Raw genomic sequence first — 21,332 nt, 5'->3', positions numbered from 1 at the left:
TTACAGCTTTATTAAGAATCATCCTAAGAGCGCAAAACTAAAAAATTTGTCTGATATGCAAGGAATCAGACCTCACCGAGCGGAATATTACGCGGGAGAAATAGATCACAAAAATGTTGACCTCTGTTGCATATGACATTTAGAATCCGGCTTTCAAGCCTATAAACGCCCGGAACTCTGCCCGACCCGCCATTTTCACATGAAAACCCGGTAAAAAATCACTGGGTCCGTTATGCAATTAACTTAGTTCAGCCGCGATCGCCCGGCCGTCCTGCCTGTAAAAAGGCAGCCGCCCAGAAAGGTTCCTTCAAGAGCCCTGTAGCCATGGACGCCGCCACCGCCAAACCCGGAAACCTCCCCCGCTGCATACAAACCGGGTATGGCACGGCCTGCGGAATCTAAAACGTTTCCAGATAAATCGGTTTGCAGGCCGCCTAATGTTTTTCTGCTTAGAAGATGAAGGCGCACGGCAATGAGCGGACCATTTTTCGGATCGAGTATTTTATGCGGCGGGGCAACACGAATCCATCTATCCCCCAAATAATTTCGATGGCCCCGGATTGCCGTCACCTGCAAATCTTTTGTAAATTTATGATCTATTTCCCGATCCCGCGCCTTTATTTGGTCTTCAATTTCTTTAAAGTGTAATCGATTTTCACCAGTCAATCGGTTCATTCCATTTACAAGGTCTTCTAGATTATGGGCAATGATAAAATCTTCTCCTTTATCCATGAAGGCCTGGACGGGTTCAGGCGCACCAGGCAAAGCTCTGCCCAGCACTTTCCGGATACTTTTGCCGGTAAGATCCGGATTTTGCTCCGATCCTGACAGGGCAAACTCTTTTTCTATGATTTTTTGCGTTAAAATAAACCACGAATAGTCATAACCGGTTTTTTGAATGGCTTCCAGTGTGCTGAGCGTATCAAATCCCGGCAAATTAGGGACAGGAAAGCGTTTACCTTCCGCATCAAGCCAGATGGAGGATGGCCCGGGTAAAATACGGATGCCATGGTTGGACCAAATCGGGTTCCAATTTTTTATGCCTTCCGTATAGTGCCACATCCGATCCCGATTCACAATCCGCCCGCCCGCTTCTTCCGTAATACCAAGCATTCTGCCGTCCACATGCGCAGGAACGCCCGATAACATATGAGCAGGCGGCGTTCCGAGCCGCTTCGGCCAATTTTTGCGAACGAAATCAAAGTTCCCGCCAATGCCCCCGCTCGCCACTAATACAGCTTCGGCCTGGTATTCGAAATCGCCAATAACCTCTCTTTCCGTATCCTCTCCCCGCTCCTTTGTGCTGGGAATCAAAACAAAACCGGCTACCCCTCTAACAGTGCCATTTTCTTTTAAAAGATGATCGACCCGATGGCGGGGCAAATATTGAACCAAACCGGCTTTCATATATTCCCGGACTTTTTTCTCAAAAGGCGCCACCAGTGCCGGCCCGGTTCCCCACACAATATGAAAGCGGGGAACAGAATTGCCGTGTCCAGTGGCTAAATGTCCGCCCCGTTCAGCCCAACCGACAACCGGGAAAAAACGCACGCCCATTTTGTGCAGCCACGATCTTTTTTCGCCGGCCGCAAAATCGATGTAAGCTTCGGCCCATTTTTTTCCCCAATAATCTTCATCGTCCTCCCGGTCAAATCCGGCAGTGCCAATCCAGTCTTGCCACGCCAGTTCCCTGGAATCTTTTATCCCAAGCCGCCTTTGCTCCGGAGAATTTACTAAAAATAACCCGCCAAACGACCACCACGCTTGGCCGCCGATACTGGTTTCCGGCTCTTGATCCAAGAGCAGCACTTTTTTTCCGGCCTCTGCCATTTCTACGGTTGCAACCAAGCCGGCCAGCCCCGCTCCGACGACAATGACATCGAAATTCATAATAGAGACCTCCCGTTTTCACAAAGCATGGTGATGTCTATCATTGAAAATATCCTATGCGATGATTTCATCGATGCGATTTTCCTCTACAGCCGGCTTCTCCCGGACAGTATAGCATTGTAAACGATATAAAATGAACGAATGAGCAGCTCTGTTGCCTGCTGTAAAAAATCATCGTGCAAATGGGTGGTGCCCGGGCTCGATGTAAAAACTAAAATTCAACTTATAACATTCGACACGAAACTATAATTTCCTTTTTATAAAGATAGAAAAAACAGGCGATCAGAAAAACGCTCGATGAGGAATAAAAGGGGACTTGAGCTGTGAACCTTCATTTTTTTCGGATGAATCCGTAACTTGCCCAAAAAACTTGCCGCAAAATGCGGAGATCGGCAGCAAACAGCCACCGCTTTTTTGGTTTTATTCCCCATCATTTTCCCAATATGTATGTCCGCAGAGCATGGGCAACGCCGTTTTTGTTATGGGTCTTTGTGACATAGGTGCTCCGCGCTTTCACTTGTTCTTCAGCGTTTCCCATCGCAATACTTATACCGGCTACTTCAAACATGGACAGATCGTTAAAATTGTCACCAATTGCGACCGTATTTTCCAACGGGATGTTCAAATGGCGGGCCATAAACTGAAGGGCATGGCCTTTGCTAACTTCTGCATGGGCAATTTCCAACTTCGTGCGCCCCGATGTGGTCATGGAAAGATCTTGTCTTCCGCTTAGCCAGCTGCGGAGTTGCTTTAACCGTTCAGGATGAAAGGACAGTACAAAAATTTTGTAAACCTCCAAATGCGGCAAATCCAACTCAGCATAATGGTGGAAATAATGAATCCCGTACTGCCGCATCTGGAGCTCAATTTGGCCGGCAGCCCACTCCAAAGAAAAGGTTTCATCTTTTTCGTGCAAGGAATGCATTTCCGATTCAAGGCGCTTTCTCCCTTTTTCCAGCAAATACACGCCCTGGTTAGTATATAACTCGTAATAGTATCCTTGCGCTTCCAGTTCCGGAAGCAAGTCGTCCAGTACTTTATCCGGCATCACAAGCTTTAAAATGCATTGATCCGAATCGTAAATGACGGCACCATTTCCCGTTATCACCGGGCAATCAAGGCTGCTTTTTTCAGAATATGCCGCGTATCATGAAGCGAACGCCCTGAACAGGCGACAACGATATTCCCCTGCTCTTGTACTTCCCGAATCGCTCCGGCATTTTCTTCGCTAATTGTTCCGTCATCAGATAATAATGTCCCGTCAAAATCAATCGCGATCAATTTCATTTTGCGCTCTCCTTCCTGTTGTTCCCGGATGTTCTTTTTCGAGAGGCAATATTATTCGCCTCTATATATCCCCGCCCCTGTTTGTTTCCTCTATTCCCGATGGTGTCTGTAGCCGTTTCTGCACTTGGTCGCTCAGCAGCTTATACAATGTCGCGGCAACCGGCACACCGAAAAGCATACCAACAACGCCGCCAAGGCCGCCCCCGATGATGACCGCCGCCAAGACCCATAAACCCGGCAACCCGATCGACGAACCGACTACCCGCGGATAGATGATGTTGCCTTCCACTTGCTGCAGCACAACAATGAAAATCAAAAAGAATACTGCCTGCATCGGATCTACTGTTAAAATCATAAAGGCACCGAATGCCGCCCCCAAATAGGCACCGACAACCGGGATCAGAGCCGTTGCACTAATGAAAGCACCGACCATCGCAGCATACGGAAACTGGAAAAGAAACATGCCAAGCGTACATAGACTTCCTAAAATGACCGCCTCCACGCATTGCCCAACAATAAAGCTTGAAAAAGTCTGATTTGCCACTCCGAGCACGTAGTACAATCTGTCCGCCGTCTGCTTTTTCAAAAAAGCACGAACCACTTGATTTGCCTGAACAGCCAGCTTCTCTTTTGCCGCTAAAATATAGATGGCAAAAATAATGGCAATGATCAAGTTCATTACACCGCTTGTTAAGGCGCCGGCAATGGAAAACGTCGAATTCAAAATGCCGGTCACCACTTTTGAAAGGGATACGGTCAATTTTTTTGTGACCGCATCCAGATCGACCTGCAGGCTTGAAATGAATTTTCCGAGGCTGGAGTACTTGACGCTGTTTGACTGGAAATAGTCCAGACTTTTCGTGTAAACACGCGGAATGGCATCAATCAATACCGTAAAAGCCTGGATCAATTGCGGCACAATGATCAAAACCAGGATGGAAACAATGCCAAAAATGACCACAAATGAAAAAAGAATGCTGACGCCCCTCCGCGTTGCGCGGATAAATTTGTTTTGCGCGTTCGGAAAATAAACGCGTTCCACTTTTTTCATTAAAATATTGAGCACATAGGCAATCGCAGCCCCGAGCAAAAGCGGAAAGGCAACATGCCAAATCGCCCCTAGCGCCCCCAGAATCGTGCTGAAATATTTCACAAAAAGGACGGCCACAACCGCTAGCAGTATGTATTTAGCCCATAAACCGAGTTTCATTTCTTTCATCCAACCACTCCGTCATTTTTTGTTTATTTTCTTATCTTGATTATACTTGAAAAGGAAACTTTTTTCCGGTTTATTTTAAAAGCTATGTTAAATAATATTGTGGATAAATGATCATAAAACAAGGACCCGATGTGGGATCCCTGTTTTAGATTCATATTGAAGATTAGCACCCGTTATTTGAATAACTTATACCAATACAAAGTGGTTTCTATATTTGGATTATATGACTGTTTCAATGTGTCAACTCCACCTAGTATGAATCCTTGTTTCACATAAAACCTGCACGCTCCAAGATTATCATCTTGCGTTTCTAAAGACATTCCGATAAGTTTTCTTTTTTTTGCCCATTCTTCCGCTTTAGTTAAAAGCAACTTCCCGATTCCATATCCTCTAAATTCTTTTTTTGTAGCGATATTTTCAATATAACAGAAGCGATTCCAATCCTTAATTATTCTAATTTGCCCAATGCAATTATGATTCTTATAAGCTAAAAATAGAGCTTTATCTTCACGGTTTATATAACGGCTCCAATCCAGTTTATCATCTGGGAAACGAATTTCTTTAGTTTCATCAAATAGAATCTCTTCAAAAGACCATTTTCCTGATTGAAGACTGGGTACAACCTTACCAAACACGTTGAAATAATCATTTGTTTTATTGATGTCCTCAATTAATTCATCCTTTAATGGAGAAATTACGATTTCTTCTGCAATATTCATTTTGGCACCTTCCCATTCTGAAAAAGAATTTTTCTAGCACAAGCCTAAATACCTACCCTCTTTAACATGACTGCCCCAAAAGTTGAATAATGCTTATGAAGCTCTGAATATAGATAACCTCAATTTATCATAAGTCGCCATTGTCGGAAATAAGCAGCTGTCGACAATCTGCCTACATACAGTTGTATAATCGTTCGGGGGCGGATCGTATTCAAATACAAAAACAGCTCAAATAATGGTCGCGGTACTTGGTTACCACGCCATTGAATCGGTTCATCCAACCCTTTAAGCGGCTGTAATAGTTATTAACATTTTGAATATGGTAAAGCCCTTTTACCCGTTCCTTTCCACAGGATTTGAACGGGTAATGTTCGATTCCTTTTTCTTTTGCATAGGCTTTGAAAGCTCTCCAGGCGTCTGTAAAAAGGGGATTCGTAACGGAGACCTTGGAACCAATTGCTTGGTTAAAATACGACCCTCATCACGTTAAAGAAGGTTTGTTTTGACGATCCCTCGCAACCAAAACGCTGACCTGTTCCTTACTGTTATTATAGGAAGAATGTTTGATTTTAGTAAATATCAACATAAATGTTTAACAGAGCTATTTTAAAAAAAACGGCTGTTTGACAATAAAGTCAATCAATGATATATTTTTCGTTAGACCGTTCTGTACAAAAAAGGAGAGAAAAGATGGCAAAGAGTAAAAGAGAAGCAATTATCCAGGCGGCAAAAAAGCTTTTCCAGGTGCAGGGCTACCATGCGACCGGCATCAATCAAATCATTGAGGAAAGCGGCGCACCGAAAGGCTCTTTATATTACCATTTTCCAAACGGGAAAGAAGAAATTGCAATTGCCGCAATTGACAGCGTCAAGGTTGAAGTAAGGCAGGAACTGGAGCAGTTGCTTGCCGGTTGCGACGATCCGATTGAAGCCATGCAGGCGCAACTTTTACATGTCGCTGAAAAAGTATTTGGCGATCAGCCGGACTTCCGGATCGGCCTGCTCGCTTCGGAAAGTGCGAACCTTAACGAAAATATCAGGGAAGCGTGCAAAAATGCGTATGAGGAATGGATCGCAACCGATACCGATTATCTGATGAAAAAAGGCTACACAAAGGAAAGCGCAAGGCAAACCGCTGTTTTGTTTCATATCTTAATCGAAGGCGCGATGACGATGTCGATCACATACAAGGACGCTTCCTATTTTCAATTAGTTGCAGAACAAATCCCAAAAATAATAAAGAACATTTGATGTTCTTTTTTCTCCAAATTATACTGACCGGTCTATTTAAAAATAAAGGGGAGATTTTTACCATTGCAAAGTGATTATAAAAAATTTCCAATTATGCTTGGGCTTTTAATTGGCGGCTTTATCGGCATGTTCAGCGAAACAGCCTTAAATATTGCATTAACTTCATTGATGAAAGATCTGCACATTACAGCTTCCACCGTCCAATGGCTTACAACCGGATATTTGCTTGTTGTCGGCGTGCTGGTGCCAGTATCTGGGTTAATGATCAGATGGTTTACAACAAGGCAGCTGCTGCTAAGTGCATTAAGCGCATTTATTATTGGCACGCTCATTTCAGCCGTGTCCCACACCTTCACCTTTTTACTCATCGGCAGGCTCGTTCAGGGAATCGCAACCGGCATTCTCATCCCGCTCATCTTTAATACGGTCATGACGATTTTTCCGCCGCATAAAAGAGGCGCGGCACTCGGCGTTGTCGGGCTTGTCATTATGTTTGCGCCGGCAATTGGCCCAACTGCTGCTGGGTTCATTTTGGGCAAACTCACATGGCAGTGGATTTTCTGGGTCATGCTGCCGTTTTTGGTTGCTGCCCTGATCATTTCCGCCATCTTTTGTAAAAATGTAAATGAAGTCACCCGGCCAAAAATCGATGTGCTCTCTATCGTGCTGTCCACGATCGGTTTCGGCGGAATTGTTTTCGGCTTCAGTTCAGCGGGGGATTCAGGCTGGGGAAATGCAAAAGTCATTGTAGCCCTTGCAATCGGTATTGCGGCTCTCGTGATTTTTTCCATCCGGCAATTACGAATGGAAAAACCGATGCTGAATGTGCGTGCCTTCCAGCATAAAATGTTCACTATTGGCACGCTGATGATTATGATTGTCTTCAGTATTATCATGTCGTCTATGCTTTTGCTGCCGATGTACTGGCAGAGCGGAAAACTGGTAGCTGTCGCGCTTACCGGCATCCTTCTTTTGCCAGGGGGCATTGTAAACGGGATTGTGTCAGCTATCTCGGGCAAGTTTTATGATATATACGGCGCAAAATGGCTTGTCAGAATCGGCTTTCTGATCTGCATCGCAGCGGGTGCAATGTTTATCTGTGTCCAAACAACATCTTCTTTTCTTTTCGTGATTGCAGCGAATCTTTTGCTCATGATCGGCGCGCCGCTTGTTATGTTCCCGGCACAAACGAACGGGCTGAATGCATTGCCAAGAGAAATGTCCCCTGACGGCAGCGCAATTATGAATACCGCCCAGCAAGTGAGCGGCGCCATTGCCACTGCCTTGTCTGCCACATTGTTGGCTGCAGGTGAACACGCTTATACAGGAGCCGGCGGACAACATGCCGCAGCAGCATTAACAAACGGCGTCCAGTACGGTTTTATGTTCACGCTCATCCTGGCAGTCATCGGATTTGCCCTTTCCTTTACCGTTCGAACCGTTGGGGTATTTGAAAAACCGCAGGACCAGCAAAGGAAAATGCAATTAAAAAAAGAAACAGACTCCCCCGACTGAGGAGCAAAAAACCCGTTTTAGCCTGATAAGCTAAAACGGGTTTTTTTAAGGTTTGTCAGCACTCCGCCTCAATATGATAAAATCATGGATCTGCGAAAGAACCGGCTTCTGGCCTGCATTTTATAAAATTTTGCCAGCACTGTCAGAGTCCTTGCCAAGCCCGGGATAAGCCTTATTGATTTGCTGCTGTTTTTCCGCTTTCACTCGCATCATTATGAATCAGAAAAGAAGTTAAAAGGGCCAAAATGCTGCCGCAAAAGCCGAACAGGAATAAATGGTGAATGCCCTGCATGTAGGTGGACCCGCTTGTCAGAAAGGCGCCCATTACGGTCACCCCGATCGCAGTTCCCATGTTCCGGCAAAACATAAAAAACGAAGTGGCGATCCCTTTTTCGTGGGCGCTCACCATTTGCTGGGAACCGATAATCCCGACCGTCGAAAGCAACCCGAACGCAGCGCCATGGACAATCATAACGAGAAAAACGTACCAAAACCCGTGGCCCGGATTTAAAAAGATCCAACATACACCCGAAACAAGCAAAAGTCCGTTCCCGATTAATAACAGCCTCCGGTAGCCATACCGCAATATCCATTTTCCGGCAGGGACTGCAGCGGCCATCCAGCCGATCGACGACCCAAGCAGCGCAACCCCGCTCATGAGCAGTGACAGCCCTGTTACTTTCTGCAAAAACAGCGGCACATAGCTGGAAGCACCGAACAACGCCACTGTCCCAATAAAGGAGTTGACATTCATCCGGGCAAATGTCTTATTTTTAAACATCGAAAGCGGCACAATCGGGGAATCCTGCCTTTTTTCATAAAAATAAAAAAGGAGAAGAAAGATGATTCCGGTTGCTGCAAACAACAAGTAATTGCGGTGTACGACCGTGACCAAAAGCAGGAGTGTGATCGCAACGGCAAATAATGCAGCGCCTATGTAATCGACACGCGCTTTTTTTGGCGCATAATGCTCGTTATAAGGCAAAAGCGTTAAAAATGAGATGAGACAGACAGGCAGGTTTACAAAGAAAATCCATCTCCACGATAAATACGTTACAAAAAACGAGCCTAAAAGCGGCGCCAGGACAGCGGATAATCCCCACATACCGGTAAACAATGCCTGGATTTTCCCGCGGTTTTCAACAGAAAACAGGTCTCCTGCGATAATGGCCGGAAACGGGACCATGAAACCTGCCCCAATGCCCTGAATAGCCCGAAAGACGATAAGTTCAATCATCCCGGAGGACATGCCGCATAAAAGCGATCCGGCGAAAAAAAGCACGATCCCGAACCCGAACACTTTCTTCCTTCCGAACAAGTCAGACAACCGGCCTGCAACCGGTGATAAAATCGTACTGGTGATCATATAGGAAGCAAATGCCCATGCGTACAAGTCAAAGCGGCCGAGTTCTTTTGCAATGACGGGCATCGTGGTATTCATAATCGTTGCGTCAATCGATGACACAAGCATTGCCAAGACAATGCTAATCATGACAAACGTTCTACTCTTCATGAAACCCCTCCATTCACTTTCAACATTCCGGATTCTGTCACGATTTGCCGCACCGGAATATCATAAGATTCGCTAGGGACATGCGCCTTCAATTGGCACGAGTGAATCAAAGACACGGTCTGATTGGGAAAACCGGCAAGAAATCGGTCATAATAACCGCCGCCAAAACCGATGCGAAAGCCTTTTTTGTCAAAAACAAGGCCTGGAACAATGAGCAGATCGATGGCCTGCTTTTCAATTTTTACCGTTTCTTCCGGTTCCGGCTCAAGCAGGTTAAAAAAGCTTTTTTTCAATTGTGTGAAATCATCCAGCTGGTAAAAGACGAGCGCTTTTTCTTTTGGCACGCATTTTGGCACACAAATCGTTTTTCCCTGCGCCCACCCGGTTTCAATGATCCGCCGCGTATCCCATTCGAAATGTTGGGAGACCGTCACGCCAACCGTTCCGGATATTTTCCATATATCGGATGAAAACAAAATTTGTTGCAGTTTTTCTTCGATGGCCTGCTTTTCGTTAAGATCCAACCGCTTTAACCAGCCGATCATTTCTCTTCGCATTTCCGCCTTGTCCATTTTTTTCCACCCCAGAAAGCAAAAATTTGCGCTTTTCCATCTTACCATGTTTGGGCTGAAGTGAAAACGAAAATGCCCCCGGGGTATGAAACCAGGGGGGCTGCAAAATGTCTGTGCTAATCGTTTTTTCCGGTAAACCGAAGTATGAAATATGGTGGAAATTCTTATTCCCCCCTGTTCTTCTTCTCCTTCTCATGCACGAGGTTGCGCCAGTTTAAATCGCCGCGCATTAAGCCCTGGACAAGCAGTTCGGCCGTACCCATGTTGGTGGCAAGTGGAATCGAATAGACATCGCAAAGGCGGAGTAAAGCGGTAATGTCCGGTTCGTGCGGCTGGGCCGTGAGTGGATCACGGAAAAAGAAAACGAGATCCATTTCATTTTTGGCAATCATTGCGCCGATTTCCTGGTCGCCGCCGAGCGGGCCGGAATTGAAGCGGGTAATGTTCAAATTTGTTTTTTCCATAATCCTCTTGCCGGTTGTGCCGGTCGAGTACAATTCATGGTCGGCGAATACCGGCTCATAGGCAACCGCAAAGTTTACAATTTCCTTTTTCTTTTTATCATGGGCAATAAAAGCAATTTTCAACTTGGAAACTCCCTTCTCCAAAAAATAACGTTACTACTATAATACGATAATATGATGAAAAAAACGAATGACCCATTTCCCAGGGTCATCCGTTTTTCAGCCTTAAGCTTTCACAACCGGATCATGCAGCATGGATTTGTACAAGCCTTCGATTTCTTCGACACTTGTATCACGCGGGTTGCCACCCGTGCACACATCGGCATACGCATCTTTTGCGAGGTTCGGGATATCTTCTTCTTTGACACCGAGTTTATCAAGCGATTGCGGAATGTCAACATTTTTAAGAGGTCGCATGCGCCATTCCATCCTTTATTCTCCCAAAAATCCTTCCCGCGGCACGACCCCAAACGCATCGGCCAAGTCTTTCAGCTGCCGGTCGGTAATCGTTTGTTTGATGCCGCCCTGTGCCTGGACATAGGTGTAAACCTGTGCCGCTTTTTCTGCTGTTTCAATCAGGCCGAATGTCTCATCCATCGTGCGGCCGGCACCGTAAATGCCGTGATGCGGCCAAATGACGAGGCGATAGTCTTTCATTTTCGCTGCCGTCGCTTCACCGATTTCATTGGTGCCCGGCACGATCCACGGAATGATGCCGACACCTTCCGGAAATACGACGAGGCATTCCGTGCACATTTGCCAAAGCGTGCGCGTCAAAGCTTTTTCATCAAGCGGATGGGTAAATGTCATCGCGAGCAAATGGGTCGCATGGTTGTGCATGACAATCCGGTTTTCCGGGTCAACCTCAAGCCTTGCGATATGGCTCATAAAATGGGACGGCAGCTCGCTTGTCGGCATTCCGCCCCCTTCAAGCCCCCAAAGCAATTCAACATTTTGCCCGTCCTGTGCGACACGGATCAAACCGAGGTTTTCAGCAGGGTTGTTGGCCACATTTTTAAAATATTTTCCAGAACCGGTGACAATAAAATATTTGCCGGCAAGCGCCCTTGCGTCGAATTTGACCGGGATGGCCCGGATAACGGCGTTCACATCGAGATACGGCGCCACTTCTTCTTCTTTGAGAAGATAGCTGATATTCCCGCCGTTCCGTTCGTCCCAGCCAAGCCGGTACAAATTGGCGGTTGTTTTCATCATTTCCTGTGTAAAAGGTGCTTCAATGATATTCAATTTCGTCTTTATGTTTGCCATGTGCTTCCCCTTCCTTGTTTACGCCCTTACAAGCAACGTATCTTTTTCATACTTTTGGACTTCTTCCAGCCAGCCAAGCCCGGCCGGCACCCCGTTTGCTTCGCAGAAATAGTGCCAAACATCGCCGTACGGGAAGTCTTTCAGTTCCTCTGTATAGACGAGGCGGGTGGTAAAATCGCCTTCCAATTCTTTTTGTTTTAAGAAATCTGTCGGTTCAAGCAGCGCTTTCAGCAAAGCTTTTTGTGTGTTGCGGGCGCCCACTACCCAGGCTGCAACCCGGTTAATGGTGGCATCAAAGAAATCAAGGCCGATATTCGTTTTCTCAAGCAAGTCGTTGCGGACAAGTTCCCTGCCGATTGCCGCCAGTTCATCATCCATGATGACGACATGGTCACTGTCCCAGCGCACTGGGCGGCTGACATGGAGCATAAGCCCTTTGCTGAAGAGAGAAAGGGCGCTTAGTTTATTGGAAATCACTTCTGTCGGATGGAAGTGGCCGGCGTCAAGGCAGACCAGTTTGTTTCTTGAAATACCATAGCCCATATAAAACTCATGGGAACCGACTGTATAGGCTTCTGCGCCGAGGCCGAACAATTTGCTTTCCACCGCATCTTCCGTATAAGCCGGATTGAGCGGTTCCGCAAAAATTTCATCGAGCGCTTCCATTAAACGCCGGCGCGGTCCGAGCGTATCTATCGGATTGTCTTTATAACCGTCCGGAATCCAGAAATTGTTGATGCTCGTTTGCCCTGTTTCTTTTCCAAAATACTCGGCAATTTTCCGCGTCCTTTTCCCGTGTTCCACCCAGAAATCCCGCACGGCTTTGTCAGGGGAGGCGAGCGTAAAACCGTCTTTATACATCGGATGCGAGAAAAATGTCGGGTTAAAATCAAGGCCGAGCCCCTGTTCTTTTGCCCAGTCCACCCACGAAGCAAAATGTTTTGGTTCAATGGTGTCAAGGTCAATTTTTTCATCCGTGTCCGCATAAATGGCATGCAGATTCAATTTATGCTTACCCGGTATCAGAGAGAATGCTTTTTCCAGGTCTTTGCGCAGCTCGGAAGGCGTGTGTGCCGCCCCTGGGTAGTTACCGGTTGCCATAATGCCGCCGGTCAGGTCGCTATCCGGATTTAAAAAGCCGCGGACATCGTCACCCTGCCAGCAGTGCAGCGAGATTTTAATCTTTTGCAATTTTTCAAGCGCCGCATCTGTATCCACACCGATTTCCGCATACCGCTGTTTTGCAGTTTCATAATTTCGGATGATCTCTTCTTTTTTTCCCATTCTTTTCCGCTCCCTTTCATTTTGCCGTTTCAAGCAAGGCCTTTTTGTAACGGTCGATTACCGCTTTCCAATTGCCCTGCTGCGGCTTGTAAGATTTGATTGCAAACGACTGCCGGACGATTTTTCTTCCTTCACGGATGTCCCGAATGTCCCCTTTGGCGATCATTTGCACAAGGAGATTGCCGATAGCGGTTGCTTCCTGGGGGCCGGCTGAGACTTCGACATTTGCGAGATTTGCGGTCAGCTGGTTCAAAAGGCTTACATTGCTGCCGCCTCCGACAATGTACAGGCGGTCAATGGGCCGTCCCGTGATCGCGGCGAGTTTTTCCAGCTCGACTGCGTAACAGAGCGCCAGACTGCTGTAAATGCAGTTTGTCAATTCCCCGATCGATTCCGGAACCGCCTGGCCGGTTTCCCTGCAGTAATCTTGAATTTCTTTCACCATGTTTTCCGGATTGTTAAAGCGCGGGTCGTTGACATGAACAAATTGCGCAAACGGTTTGCATTTTCCGGCCTGTTCCGCCATTTCGGCATAGGTATAACGGTAGTCGTAATGCCGGGCAATTTCCTGGATGATCCACATGCCCATAATGTTTTTCAAAAAGCGGTAAGTGCCATATGCGCCCCACTCGTTTGTGTAATTTTCCCTGAATGCTTCCTCGCTTGTGACAGGCACATTCAATTCCATGCCGAGCAACGACCATGTCCCGCTGCTTAAGAATGCCCAGGAATCGCCTTCTGCCGGCGTACCGAGGACAGCGGAGGCGGTATCATGGGTTGCAACCGTGACAACCTGGCATGCCGGAAGATCGTATTTTTTGTACCACTCCGATTTGATTGCGCCCAAAATCGTGCCGGCATCGGCCAGTTTGGCAAATTTATCGGCACTGACATGGACATGGTTGAGCAAGTCTTTATCGAATAATTTGTCACGCAAGTTCAGCATCTGTGTTGTGGAAGAATTTGTCACTTCAGAAACGGCCTTTCCCGTCAGCACATACCCGATGTAATCCGGGATGAGCAGAATTTTATCCGCTTTTTCCAAAAGATTTTTATCTTCGGCATACAGTTGGTACAGCGTGTTCAATTCAAGAAACTGGATGCCGGTCTTTTTATAGATGAATTGCTTTGAATATTTGGACGTCAGCGCTTCTATCGCGCCAACCGTCCGTGGATCGCGGTAGCTGACCGGATCCTGGAGCCGGTCGCCGTTTTTGTCAACGAGCACATAATCGACCGCCCACGTATCAATGCCGAGCATACACGCTTCAATGCCCATCTTTTTGGCTTTTTCCAGGCCTGTAAAAATTTCTTCAATCAGCCGGCCGATATCCCAACGGTCATGGCCGTCCCGTTTGGTAAAACCGTTTTTGAAGCGGTGAATTTCTTTGATTTCGATTTTTTGATGCCGGCAGGTGCCTGCAATCAGCCGTCCGCTTGAAGCGCCAATGTCAATAGCGATGTAATTCCGGATCATTTTCTCACTCCTTTCCACCTTCAAAATTGCATTATCTTTACATCATCTGCTTCTTCTATGAAGCATTGCATCTATTAAAATTTAACGTTTACATTCCTATCGTAAACGTTATCAAAAAAGATTTCATGAAACATTATTGGCAAACCATTGTACGATCTTGGCAAGGTTGTGAAGGATATGGCATAATCAATTTGAAGAGAGGGAGCGAAATGGAACAATACTGGGAAAAAGCCGACTATTCCTGGACAGATGACTCCATCCGCTGTTTTAACACGCCGTCGCAGCGGGCGCGCCAGCTGTTTTACTATGTGCAGGAAATCGGCCATTTTAAAGCGATGAAACCGTATTTTACAGAAAGGCAGCATTTGAAATCGTACTTGTTAAAATATACGTTTGGCGGCAGGGGGAAATTGATTTATGAAGGGCGCGAATATACGCTTGAAAAAGGGGATGTTTTTTTCATCGACTGCATGAATTACCAGCATTACAGCACGATAAGCGATGAACCGTGGGAGATGGATTGGATCCATTTTTACGGGCCGAATGCGGATGCTTTTTACGGGGAATTTATGAAAAACGGCAGCAATGTTTTTCATGCAAAAAACGGACGCATTTCCCAAATCATTGATGAGATCATGGCGCTTGTCGAAACGCGGAATGCAAAGGCGGAGTTCCGGATTTCGCTGTTGATCCATGAAATGCTGAATGAAGTGCTGATCCAGAAATACGATCTTGCATTTGAGGAAGAAAACATTCCCGATTACATTATAGAAGCAAAAAAATTTTTGGAGGACCATTTTAAAGAAAAAATTACCCTGCAGGATTTGGAACGGGTGTGCCGCCTGAACAAGTACCAGCTCAGCAAGGAATTCACGCACTACATCGGCATCCCCCCGATTGAGTACTTAATCCATTTTCGGATCAACACCGCGAAAAGACTGCTCCGCTACTCCAATAAAAGCGTAAAAGAAATTGCCCTAGACGTCGGGATTGAGGACCCTCCCTATTTCAACCGACTGTTCAAGTGGAAAACAGAGATGACCCCGCTTGCGTACAGGCGGAATGGGTGACGAATCCATGCTGTTTGTGTTATCGGATCGTAGAGAAGACGTTACTGTTAGGGTTACCGGCACACAAGCGAGGGCGGGGTTATACTTCGGTTGCGGTTTGGGCTGTATTACGGGTGGGCGAAAATTCTGTATGCAAATTGATCGATTTGTCCCAATGTAAAAATTTAAAGTTCAATCTTATTCTTCTGCCTCTACTTCTTTAATCACCATCTTTGGCAGATCCCTGATAGTCTCACGTATTCGTTTCATTCGGGCTTTTCCCTGACCGGCAAAGCGAAGCAGATTGTAAGCATATATGCCAAAATGCAGGGCAAGCTCATTCGTTTTTTTATTCCGGGAAGGCAGCTGTTTAAAACCAAGATCAAACCTAAATTCCCGTATCAACGATTTACAGACTTTCCGGTGTTCGTCGTAAAGCCTTGGCACAGCTTCCGGCGGAATATCGAGCGTTGTCATGTACACATCCGCTTCATACTCTGGAATCAAAAGGATTTGCCCGTTTTTATCAATGGTTGTTTCAATGAGTTTAAAAACATAATAGGCTGGTTTTTTTGCCCCGGCTGTCGTGTTGGTTTCCGCAACAGATCCAAAGTAAACGTTTTTTCCTTCCCGTTCGGATGAGCATGTGCCGTGTTTCCGTGCAGTTTCTACCCAAGTGCTAGCATCTGTCTGAAGTTTCATCACAAAATCGATGTGAAGGTCCAGCAGTTTTGCCGCAATTTCGGATCCTTCTTTTGCCTCGAGCCGCCAAAGGAAAGCCCCTTCCGCCAATTGTTCAGCAGCACGGACCGACACGCTTGTTTCTTGTCCAAAGGAAAGGCAGTACCCTTCCTTTCCAATAAAAGCAAACGGCATTGCAACATCCACCGGTATAAAACTTTTGCCTTGTATGGTCACCGGGTTGATAGGTGCACCAGCCTTGCGAAGCAGGTGAAGAGACTCTTCAAGGATGATCTGTTTCCATTCTTCTGATAAAGCTGCCTCGTCCAGACGGTGCTCCAAGACAGCCGGCGAGGGAACCCTTTCCAATTTTAAAAAAGTACGGAAATCATAGTCGCTCCGTAACGGTTCAATTTCAGCAAACTTATTTTTTCCAAGGCAAAGCAGCCCGATATAGGCCTTCGCGATGTCCCCGTTTGAATAGCCGGGATTCCTTTTAATGGTTTCTGACTTGGCGCTATTCAGCCTTGATGCGAGATGAGTCTGGCTGATAAGGAACTCTACTATGCCCATTCCGAATTTATCCAATATCATTTCATTCGTTTGCTCAATCCGTAAATTTTTCATCTGCTCACCTGCGAAAATTGATATTTATATTATACAAAAAGTAGCTTATAATGGGTGTGAAGTCTGAATTTTAGAAAGGATGTGAACGATGCTTTTCAAGGAAAGAAAAACTTCACTTGAATGTGCTCTTTTAAAGTCGCTGAACAACCGGATGAAACTCCATGAAAAAGACATCCAGTATCTCCGGAATTTGGAAAAAGGGGACGAAGGCGAGCGGTATTTTGACTCTTTAACAGCAGCACTTACATGTGATTGTTTTGTACTGAATGATTTGCGGCTTTCCTGCAACAATGCTACGTTCCAGATTGATGCCCTCATGATTACCGGCGAAACCATTTACCTGTTTGAAGTGAAAAATTATGAAGGCGATTTTTATTACGATCGGGACAGAATTTTTACAAAAAATAAGTCTGAAATCAACAATCCGCTGCTTCAGGTTAAACGTTGCGAATCGCTTTTCCGGCAGTTGATTCTCTCGCTCGGTTTCAATATGCCGGTCTCGGCTTCCGTTGTTTTTGTAAACCCCGAATTTACCCTGTACCAGGCACCCCTGAGTGCGCCATTTATTTTCCCGAATCAGTTAAAACGGTATATAAAAGATTTGAATGCAATTTCTGCAAAGCTGAGCGGAAAGCATAGAAGGCTGGCAGAAAAGCTATCTTCGCTGCATATAGAAGAATCGCCTTTTCTTCATTTGCCGAAATATGAGTATGATCAATTGCGGAAAGGCATTGTGTGCGACGCTTGTGGTTCTTTTTCCTGTGCGGTAAAAGGGCATGCAATGATTTGTGAGGATTGTGGACATGCTGAATCTGTTGAGGCCGCGGTCCTCCGCAGTGTCAGAGAATTTCGGATGTTGTTTCCAGAGCGGAAGATTACAACAAATGATATTTTTGACTGGTGCAGGATTGTGGAATCGAAAAAAAGGGTGAGCAGGATACTGGCAAAAAATTTCAATAAGTTCAGAGGTGGAAGATGGTCTTACTATGAGTAATTGATGATCACAAACTTATGAATTACAAATTCTACCGGGGAAAAGCATTTGGTATTTTGACACTTCAAAAAGACCAAATATGCTCAGTTCCCCGGTTATTTTTGTCCTTTTGAACACTCCAAAAAGACATTTTGTTCCGGTCAATGGCTCCTTTTGTCCTTTTGGATGCTCCAAAAGAACAATTTGCTCCGGTCCACGGCTCCTTTTGTCCTTTTGACAGCTTCAAAAGGACATTTTGTTTCAGTTCACGGCTCCTTTTGTCCTTTTGACTGCTTCAAAAGGACATTCCGAGCCCAGATGCAACGTGTTTTGTCCTTTTGACAGGTTCAAAAAGACATTTTGGACCCCGATGCAACGCGTTTTGTCCTTTTGACTGCTTCAAAAGGACATTTCGGGACCGGATGCAACGTGTTTTGTCCTTTTGGCAGCTTCAAAAGGACATTCCGAGCCCAGATACAGCTTGTTTTGTCCTTTTTACAGCTTCAAAAAGACATTTCGGGCCCAGATACAGCTTGTTTTGTCCTTTTGACAGCTTCAAAAGGACATTCCGAGACCAGATGCAACGTGTTTTGTCCTTTTGGCAGGTTCAAAAAGACATTTTGGACCCCGATGCAACGCGTTTTGTCCTTTTGACTGCTTCAAAAGGACATTTCGGGACCGGATGCAACGTGTTTTGTCCTTTTGGCAGCTTCAAAAGGACATTCCGAGCCCAGATACAGCTTGTTTTGTCCTTTTGACAGCTTCAAAAAGACACTTTGGGTCCAGTCGCGACTCCTTTTGTCCTTTTGGCAGCTTCAAAAGGACATTCCGAGACCAGATGCAACGTGTTTTGTCCTTTTGGCAGCTTCAAAAAGACATTTCGAGCCCGGATGCAGCGTGTTTTGTCCTTTTGACAGCTTGAAAAAAACATTTCAGGCCTAGGTGCGGCTCCTTTTTGTCTTGAATACTCCAAAAAAAACAATTTGCTATGGTCCCGCGATTTCATTTGTCCTTTTAAATGCCTCTCTGAAACAACAGTAAGCTTACTTTTGCCATATTTTAATAGCAAACCAAAGTATCTTGTTCAGCCCTTTTTGGATTTCCCCCATTTTTCCGGTGCCTGCCGCCATTCCTCGAGTGTCGCCAAGTCTTCTTCCCGGATCAGCCCTCTTTCCACGCCAACTTGAAGTAGCGCGGAGTAATTCGATAAGGAGTAAGCGGTGATGCCTTCTTTTGCAAAATTTGCCGCTCCGGCCGGAAGTTCATATGTAAAAATCGAGACAACGCCGAGCACTTCGCAGCCGGCTTCCCGCAATGCGCGGACAACGGTGAGCACGCTGCCGCCAGTTGAAATTAAATCTTCGACAACGACAACTTTTTGCCCGGTGGAAACCCGACCTTCGATCTGGTTGCCCTTGCCGTGTGTTTTTGCACTCGAACGGACGTATACCATTGGCAAATTCATCAGGTCACTGACAAAAGCGGCGTGGGCAATCCCGGCAGTTGCCGTGCCTGCTACTACTTCCGTTTCCGAGAAGTGTGCTTCGATCAGCTTTTTCAGTCCGATGGCGATTTCTTTCCGCAGATTCGGATAGGACAATGTAATGCGATTATCGCAGTAAATTGGCGATTTGATTCCGGATGACCATGTAAAAGGTTCACCGGGTTTTAAAAAAACAGCTTCAATGTCAAGCAATTGTCCGGCAATGTATTTTTCCATTATTCGTTCCCCCATTGTTGTTTCACTTTTAAATAAGCTTCGTACGGGTCGGGCGCTTTCGTAATGGAACGCCCGACGACAATTGCGGTCGAACCGAGCTCCCTTGCCTTCGCAGGTGTAACGACGCGTTTCTGATCGGAAACATCATCTCCGGCCAGCCGGATGCCCGGCACCACTTTCAAAAACGCCCCGCCGAGCCGGGCCGTAATATCAGGGGCTTCAAATGCGGAGCAGACAACACCGTCAAGCCCTGCATCATAAGCAAGCACAGCGTAATCCAGCACTGATTCGCGCAGCGGTTTTAAAATGCCCTGTTCTTTTTGCATTTGCGTTTCAGAGGTGCTTGTTAGCTGTGTTACTGCGAGAATCGCCGGGCGTTTTTTCCCTGCAGGGGTGCCGGCTTCCAAACCAGCCAAAGCGGCTTTCATCATGTCCGAACCGCCGGCGGCATGGACGTTCACCATATCCACTCCAAGCCGTGCCAGCCCTTTCATTGCCCGCCCCACTGTATGTGGAATGTCATGCAGCTTTAAATCAAGAAAAATATCATGCCCCATTTCTTTGAGGGCAGCAATCAAACAAGGGCCGGTCTGGTAAAACAGTTCCATTCCCACTTTGACATAGAGCGGTTCGCCGCCAAACTGCTGTAAAAAAGCGAGCGTTTCTTCTTCCGATGAAAAATCAAGGGCGATGATCGGTTTATGCATGCTGCGTGTGGCTCCTTCCTATCAGGTCTTGAATGCTTTCGGCGCCGAGCTGTTCCATCACAGCCGGCAGTTCACGGATGATGCGCGGGCAGGCGAGCGGATCAATAAAATTCGCGGTACCGACTGCGACTGCACTGGCGCCGGCGTATAAAAATTCCACTGCATCTTCTGCCGTCATAATACCGCCCATGCCGATAATGGGGATATCCACTTCCCGGCTCACCTCGTAAATCATCCGGACAGCAACCGGTTTGACGGCCGGTCCCGAGAGCCCCCCTGTTTCATTGGCGAGAAGCGGGCGCGCCGTTTTCAAATCGATTTTCATGCCAAGGAGTGTGTTAATCATCGTGAGCCCGTCGGCACCGCCGGCTTCTGCTGCCTTGGCAATCGCCACAATATCCGTGACATTCGGGGAAAGTTTTACATACACCGGCACTTCCGAAACAGCTTTTACTTGCCGTGTCAGTTCAAACGCCATCTCCGGATCGGTACCGAATGCGATGCCGCCGGATTTCACGTTTGGGCAGGAAATATTGAGTTCAAGCGCGTGCACATTCGGCGCTTTTGAAAGGCGGGTGGACACGTAGACATAATCTTCAAAAGTGGAGCCCGCTACATTCGCAATGATTGGAACATCATATGACTGTAAAAACGGGAGCTCTTCCACAAGCACACTTTCCAGCCCCGGATTTTGCAGGCCGATTGCATTCAGCATGCCGGCTTCCGTTTCCGCAATCCGCGGGACCGGGTTGCCGAAGCGCGGTTCTGTTGTTGTCGCTTTAATCATGATCGCGCCCAGTTCGCTCAAATCATACCAGCGGCTGTACTCACGCCCGAAACCGAAGCAGCCCGATGCCGGCATGACCGGATTTTTCAAGGACAAGCCCGGCAGTTCGACGTGCAAATCCGGAAGAACACGGCGCTTTATTCCCCGTCTTTCGGCATGGTCTTTAGGTGAATCCGGGGGAACACGACACTCTATTCCCCGTCTTTCAGCATGATGTTCAGACAAATCCGGGGGAACACGGCGCTCTATTTCCCGTCTTGCAGCATGATGTTCAGGCAAATCCGGAAGAACACGGTGCTCTATTTCCCGTCTTTCAGCATGATGTTCA

At 46.6% G+C, this 21,332-nt stretch carries 18 protein-coding genes and 2 pseudogenes; 4 read left to right on the top strand and 16 right to left on the bottom strand.

Annotation, left to right across the window (positions count from 1 at the left end; genetic code table 11):
• Window positions 1-243: 243 nt before the first annotated feature.
• From NST70_RS05970 to NST70_RS05950, 5 genes and pseudogenes are all read right to left on the bottom strand, one after another.
• Window positions 244-1,890, bottom strand: coding sequence for an FAD-binding dehydrogenase (locus NST70_RS05970; protein WP_035189263.1), 1,647 nt, complete (start codon window positions 1,888-1,890; stop codon window positions 244-246).
• A 430-nt stretch (window positions 1,891-2,320) separates the two neighbouring features.
• Window positions 2,321-3,177: pseudogene (locus tag NST70_RS05965) on the bottom strand (Cof-type HAD-IIB family hydrolase).
• Between the two features lie 61 nt (window positions 3,178-3,238).
• Window positions 3,239-4,396, bottom strand: coding sequence for an AI-2E family transporter (locus tag NST70_RS05960; protein ID WP_035189262.1), 1,158 nt, complete (start codon window positions 4,394-4,396; stop codon window positions 3,239-3,241).
• 173 nt (window positions 4,397-4,569) lie between these two features.
• Window positions 4,570-5,115 (bottom strand): GNAT family N-acetyltransferase, encoded by a 546-nt coding sequence (locus NST70_RS05955; protein WP_014095520.1) that lies wholly within the window; start codon window positions 5,113-5,115, stop codon window positions 4,570-4,572.
• A gap of 93 nt (window positions 5,116-5,208) precedes the next feature.
• Window positions 5,209-5,581 (bottom strand): annotated as a pseudogene (locus NST70_RS05950) (IS1595 family transposase); the annotation flags it as partial.
• Between the two features lie 224 nt (window positions 5,582-5,805).
• Between NST70_RS05950 and NST70_RS05945 the strand changes: the two are divergent.
• Window positions 5,806-6,366 carry a TetR/AcrR family transcriptional regulator gene (locus NST70_RS05945; RefSeq protein ID WP_014095521.1) on the top strand — a complete coding sequence of 187 codons (561 nt, stop codon included), beginning with the start codon at window positions 5,806-5,808 and terminating at the stop codon, window positions 6,364-6,366.
• A gap of 93 nt (window positions 6,367-6,459) precedes the next feature.
• On the top strand, window positions 6,460-7,881 hold the full coding sequence (locus NST70_RS05940) for a DHA2 family efflux MFS transporter permease subunit (protein ID WP_052123304.1): 1,422 nt from the start codon (window positions 6,460-6,462) through the stop codon (window positions 7,879-7,881).
• Window positions 7,882-8,053: 172 nt separating this feature from the next.
• Here NST70_RS05940 and NST70_RS05935 read toward each other — a convergent pair whose 3' ends face one another.
• From NST70_RS05935 to rhaB, 7 genes are all read right to left on the bottom strand, one after another.
• A complete protein-coding gene (locus NST70_RS05935; RefSeq protein WP_061564830.1) occupies window positions 8,054-9,394 on the bottom strand; it encodes an MFS transporter in 1,341 nt (446 codons plus the stop codon).
• Window positions 9,391-10,014, bottom strand: a complete 624-nt coding sequence (locus NST70_RS05930; RefSeq protein ID WP_035189257.1) for a 5-formyltetrahydrofolate cyclo-ligase — start codon at window positions 10,012-10,014, stop codon at window positions 9,391-9,393. The genes NST70_RS05935 and NST70_RS05930 overlap by 4 nt, the downstream gene beginning before the upstream one ends.
• Window positions 10,015-10,130: 116 nt before the next feature.
• The gene (gene mgsA / locus NST70_RS05925) at window positions 10,131-10,553 is read right to left on the bottom strand and encodes a methylglyoxal synthase (RefSeq protein ID WP_014095525.1); all 423 of its coding nucleotides are present in this window, start codon (window positions 10,551-10,553) and stop codon (window positions 10,131-10,133) included.
• A gap of 102 nt (window positions 10,554-10,655) precedes the next feature.
• Entirely contained in the window at window positions 10,656-10,859 is a 204-nt protein-coding gene (locus NST70_RS05920; RefSeq protein ID WP_014095526.1) for an iron-containing alcohol dehydrogenase, read from the bottom strand.
• Between the two features lie 3 nt (window positions 10,860-10,862).
• On the bottom strand, window positions 10,863-11,699 hold the full coding sequence (gene rhaD, locus NST70_RS05915) for a rhamnulose-1-phosphate aldolase (RefSeq protein ID WP_168985984.1): 837 nt from the start codon (window positions 11,697-11,699) through the stop codon (window positions 10,863-10,865).
• 18 nt (window positions 11,700-11,717) lie between these two features.
• Window positions 11,718-12,983 (bottom strand): L-rhamnose isomerase, encoded by a 1,266-nt coding sequence (rhaA, locus tag NST70_RS05910; protein WP_061577751.1) that lies wholly within the window; start codon window positions 12,981-12,983, stop codon window positions 11,718-11,720.
• 16 nt (window positions 12,984-12,999) lie between these two features.
• A complete protein-coding gene (gene rhaB / locus NST70_RS05905) occupies window positions 13,000-14,457 on the bottom strand; it encodes a rhamnulokinase (RefSeq protein ID WP_061577750.1) in 1,458 nt (485 codons plus the stop codon).
• 212 nt (window positions 14,458-14,669) lie between these two features.
• On the opposite strand from rhaB, the gene NST70_RS05900 reads away from it, so the two are divergent.
• A complete protein-coding gene (locus tag NST70_RS05900) occupies window positions 14,670-15,530 on the top strand; it encodes an AraC family transcriptional regulator (protein ID WP_061577748.1) in 861 nt (286 codons plus the stop codon).
• A 177-nt stretch (window positions 15,531-15,707) separates the two neighbouring features.
• Here NST70_RS05900 and NST70_RS05895 read toward each other — a convergent pair whose 3' ends face one another.
• Window positions 15,708-16,817, bottom strand: a complete 1,110-nt coding sequence (locus NST70_RS05895; RefSeq protein ID WP_061577747.1) for a hypothetical protein — start codon at window positions 16,815-16,817, stop codon at window positions 15,708-15,710.
• An 88-nt stretch (window positions 16,818-16,905) separates the two neighbouring features.
• On the opposite strand from NST70_RS05895, the gene NST70_RS05890 reads away from it, so the two are divergent.
• Complete coding sequence (locus tag NST70_RS05890) at window positions 16,906-17,811, top strand: nuclease-related domain-containing protein (RefSeq protein ID WP_035189253.1); 906 nt, start codon at window positions 16,906-16,908, stop codon at window positions 17,809-17,811.
• Between the two features lie 1,063 nt (window positions 17,812-18,874).
• Here NST70_RS05890 and pyrE read toward each other — a convergent pair.
• The 3 genes from pyrE to NST70_RS05875 are packed head-to-tail and all read right to left on the bottom strand — an operon-like array spanning window position 18,875 to window position 21,145.
• Window positions 18,875-19,510: an orotate phosphoribosyltransferase gene (gene pyrE, locus NST70_RS05885; RefSeq protein WP_328221223.1), complete on the bottom strand. Its 636-nt coding sequence runs from the start codon at window positions 19,508-19,510 to the stop codon at window positions 18,875-18,877.
• Window positions 19,510-20,217, bottom strand: a complete 708-nt coding sequence (gene pyrF / locus NST70_RS05880) for an orotidine-5'-phosphate decarboxylase (RefSeq protein ID WP_014095534.1) — start codon at window positions 20,215-20,217, stop codon at window positions 19,510-19,512. The genes pyrE and pyrF overlap by 1 nt, the downstream gene beginning before the upstream one ends.
• Entirely contained in the window at window positions 20,210-21,145 is a 936-nt protein-coding gene (locus NST70_RS05875) for a dihydroorotate dehydrogenase (protein ID WP_257737708.1), read from the bottom strand. The genes pyrF and NST70_RS05875 overlap by 8 nt, the downstream gene beginning before the upstream one ends.
• Between the last annotated feature and the right edge of the window lie 187 nt (window positions 21,146-21,332).

Origin of the sequence: Weizmannia sp. FSL K6-0777 (assembly GCF_038593185.1) — a bacterium.
Lineage (GTDB): Bacteria > Bacillota > Bacilli > Bacillales > Bacillaceae_C > Weizmannia > Weizmannia faecalis.
The sequence above is the reverse complement of the archived record's forward strand: the minus strand, read 5'-3'. Positions and strand labels throughout refer to the sequence as shown.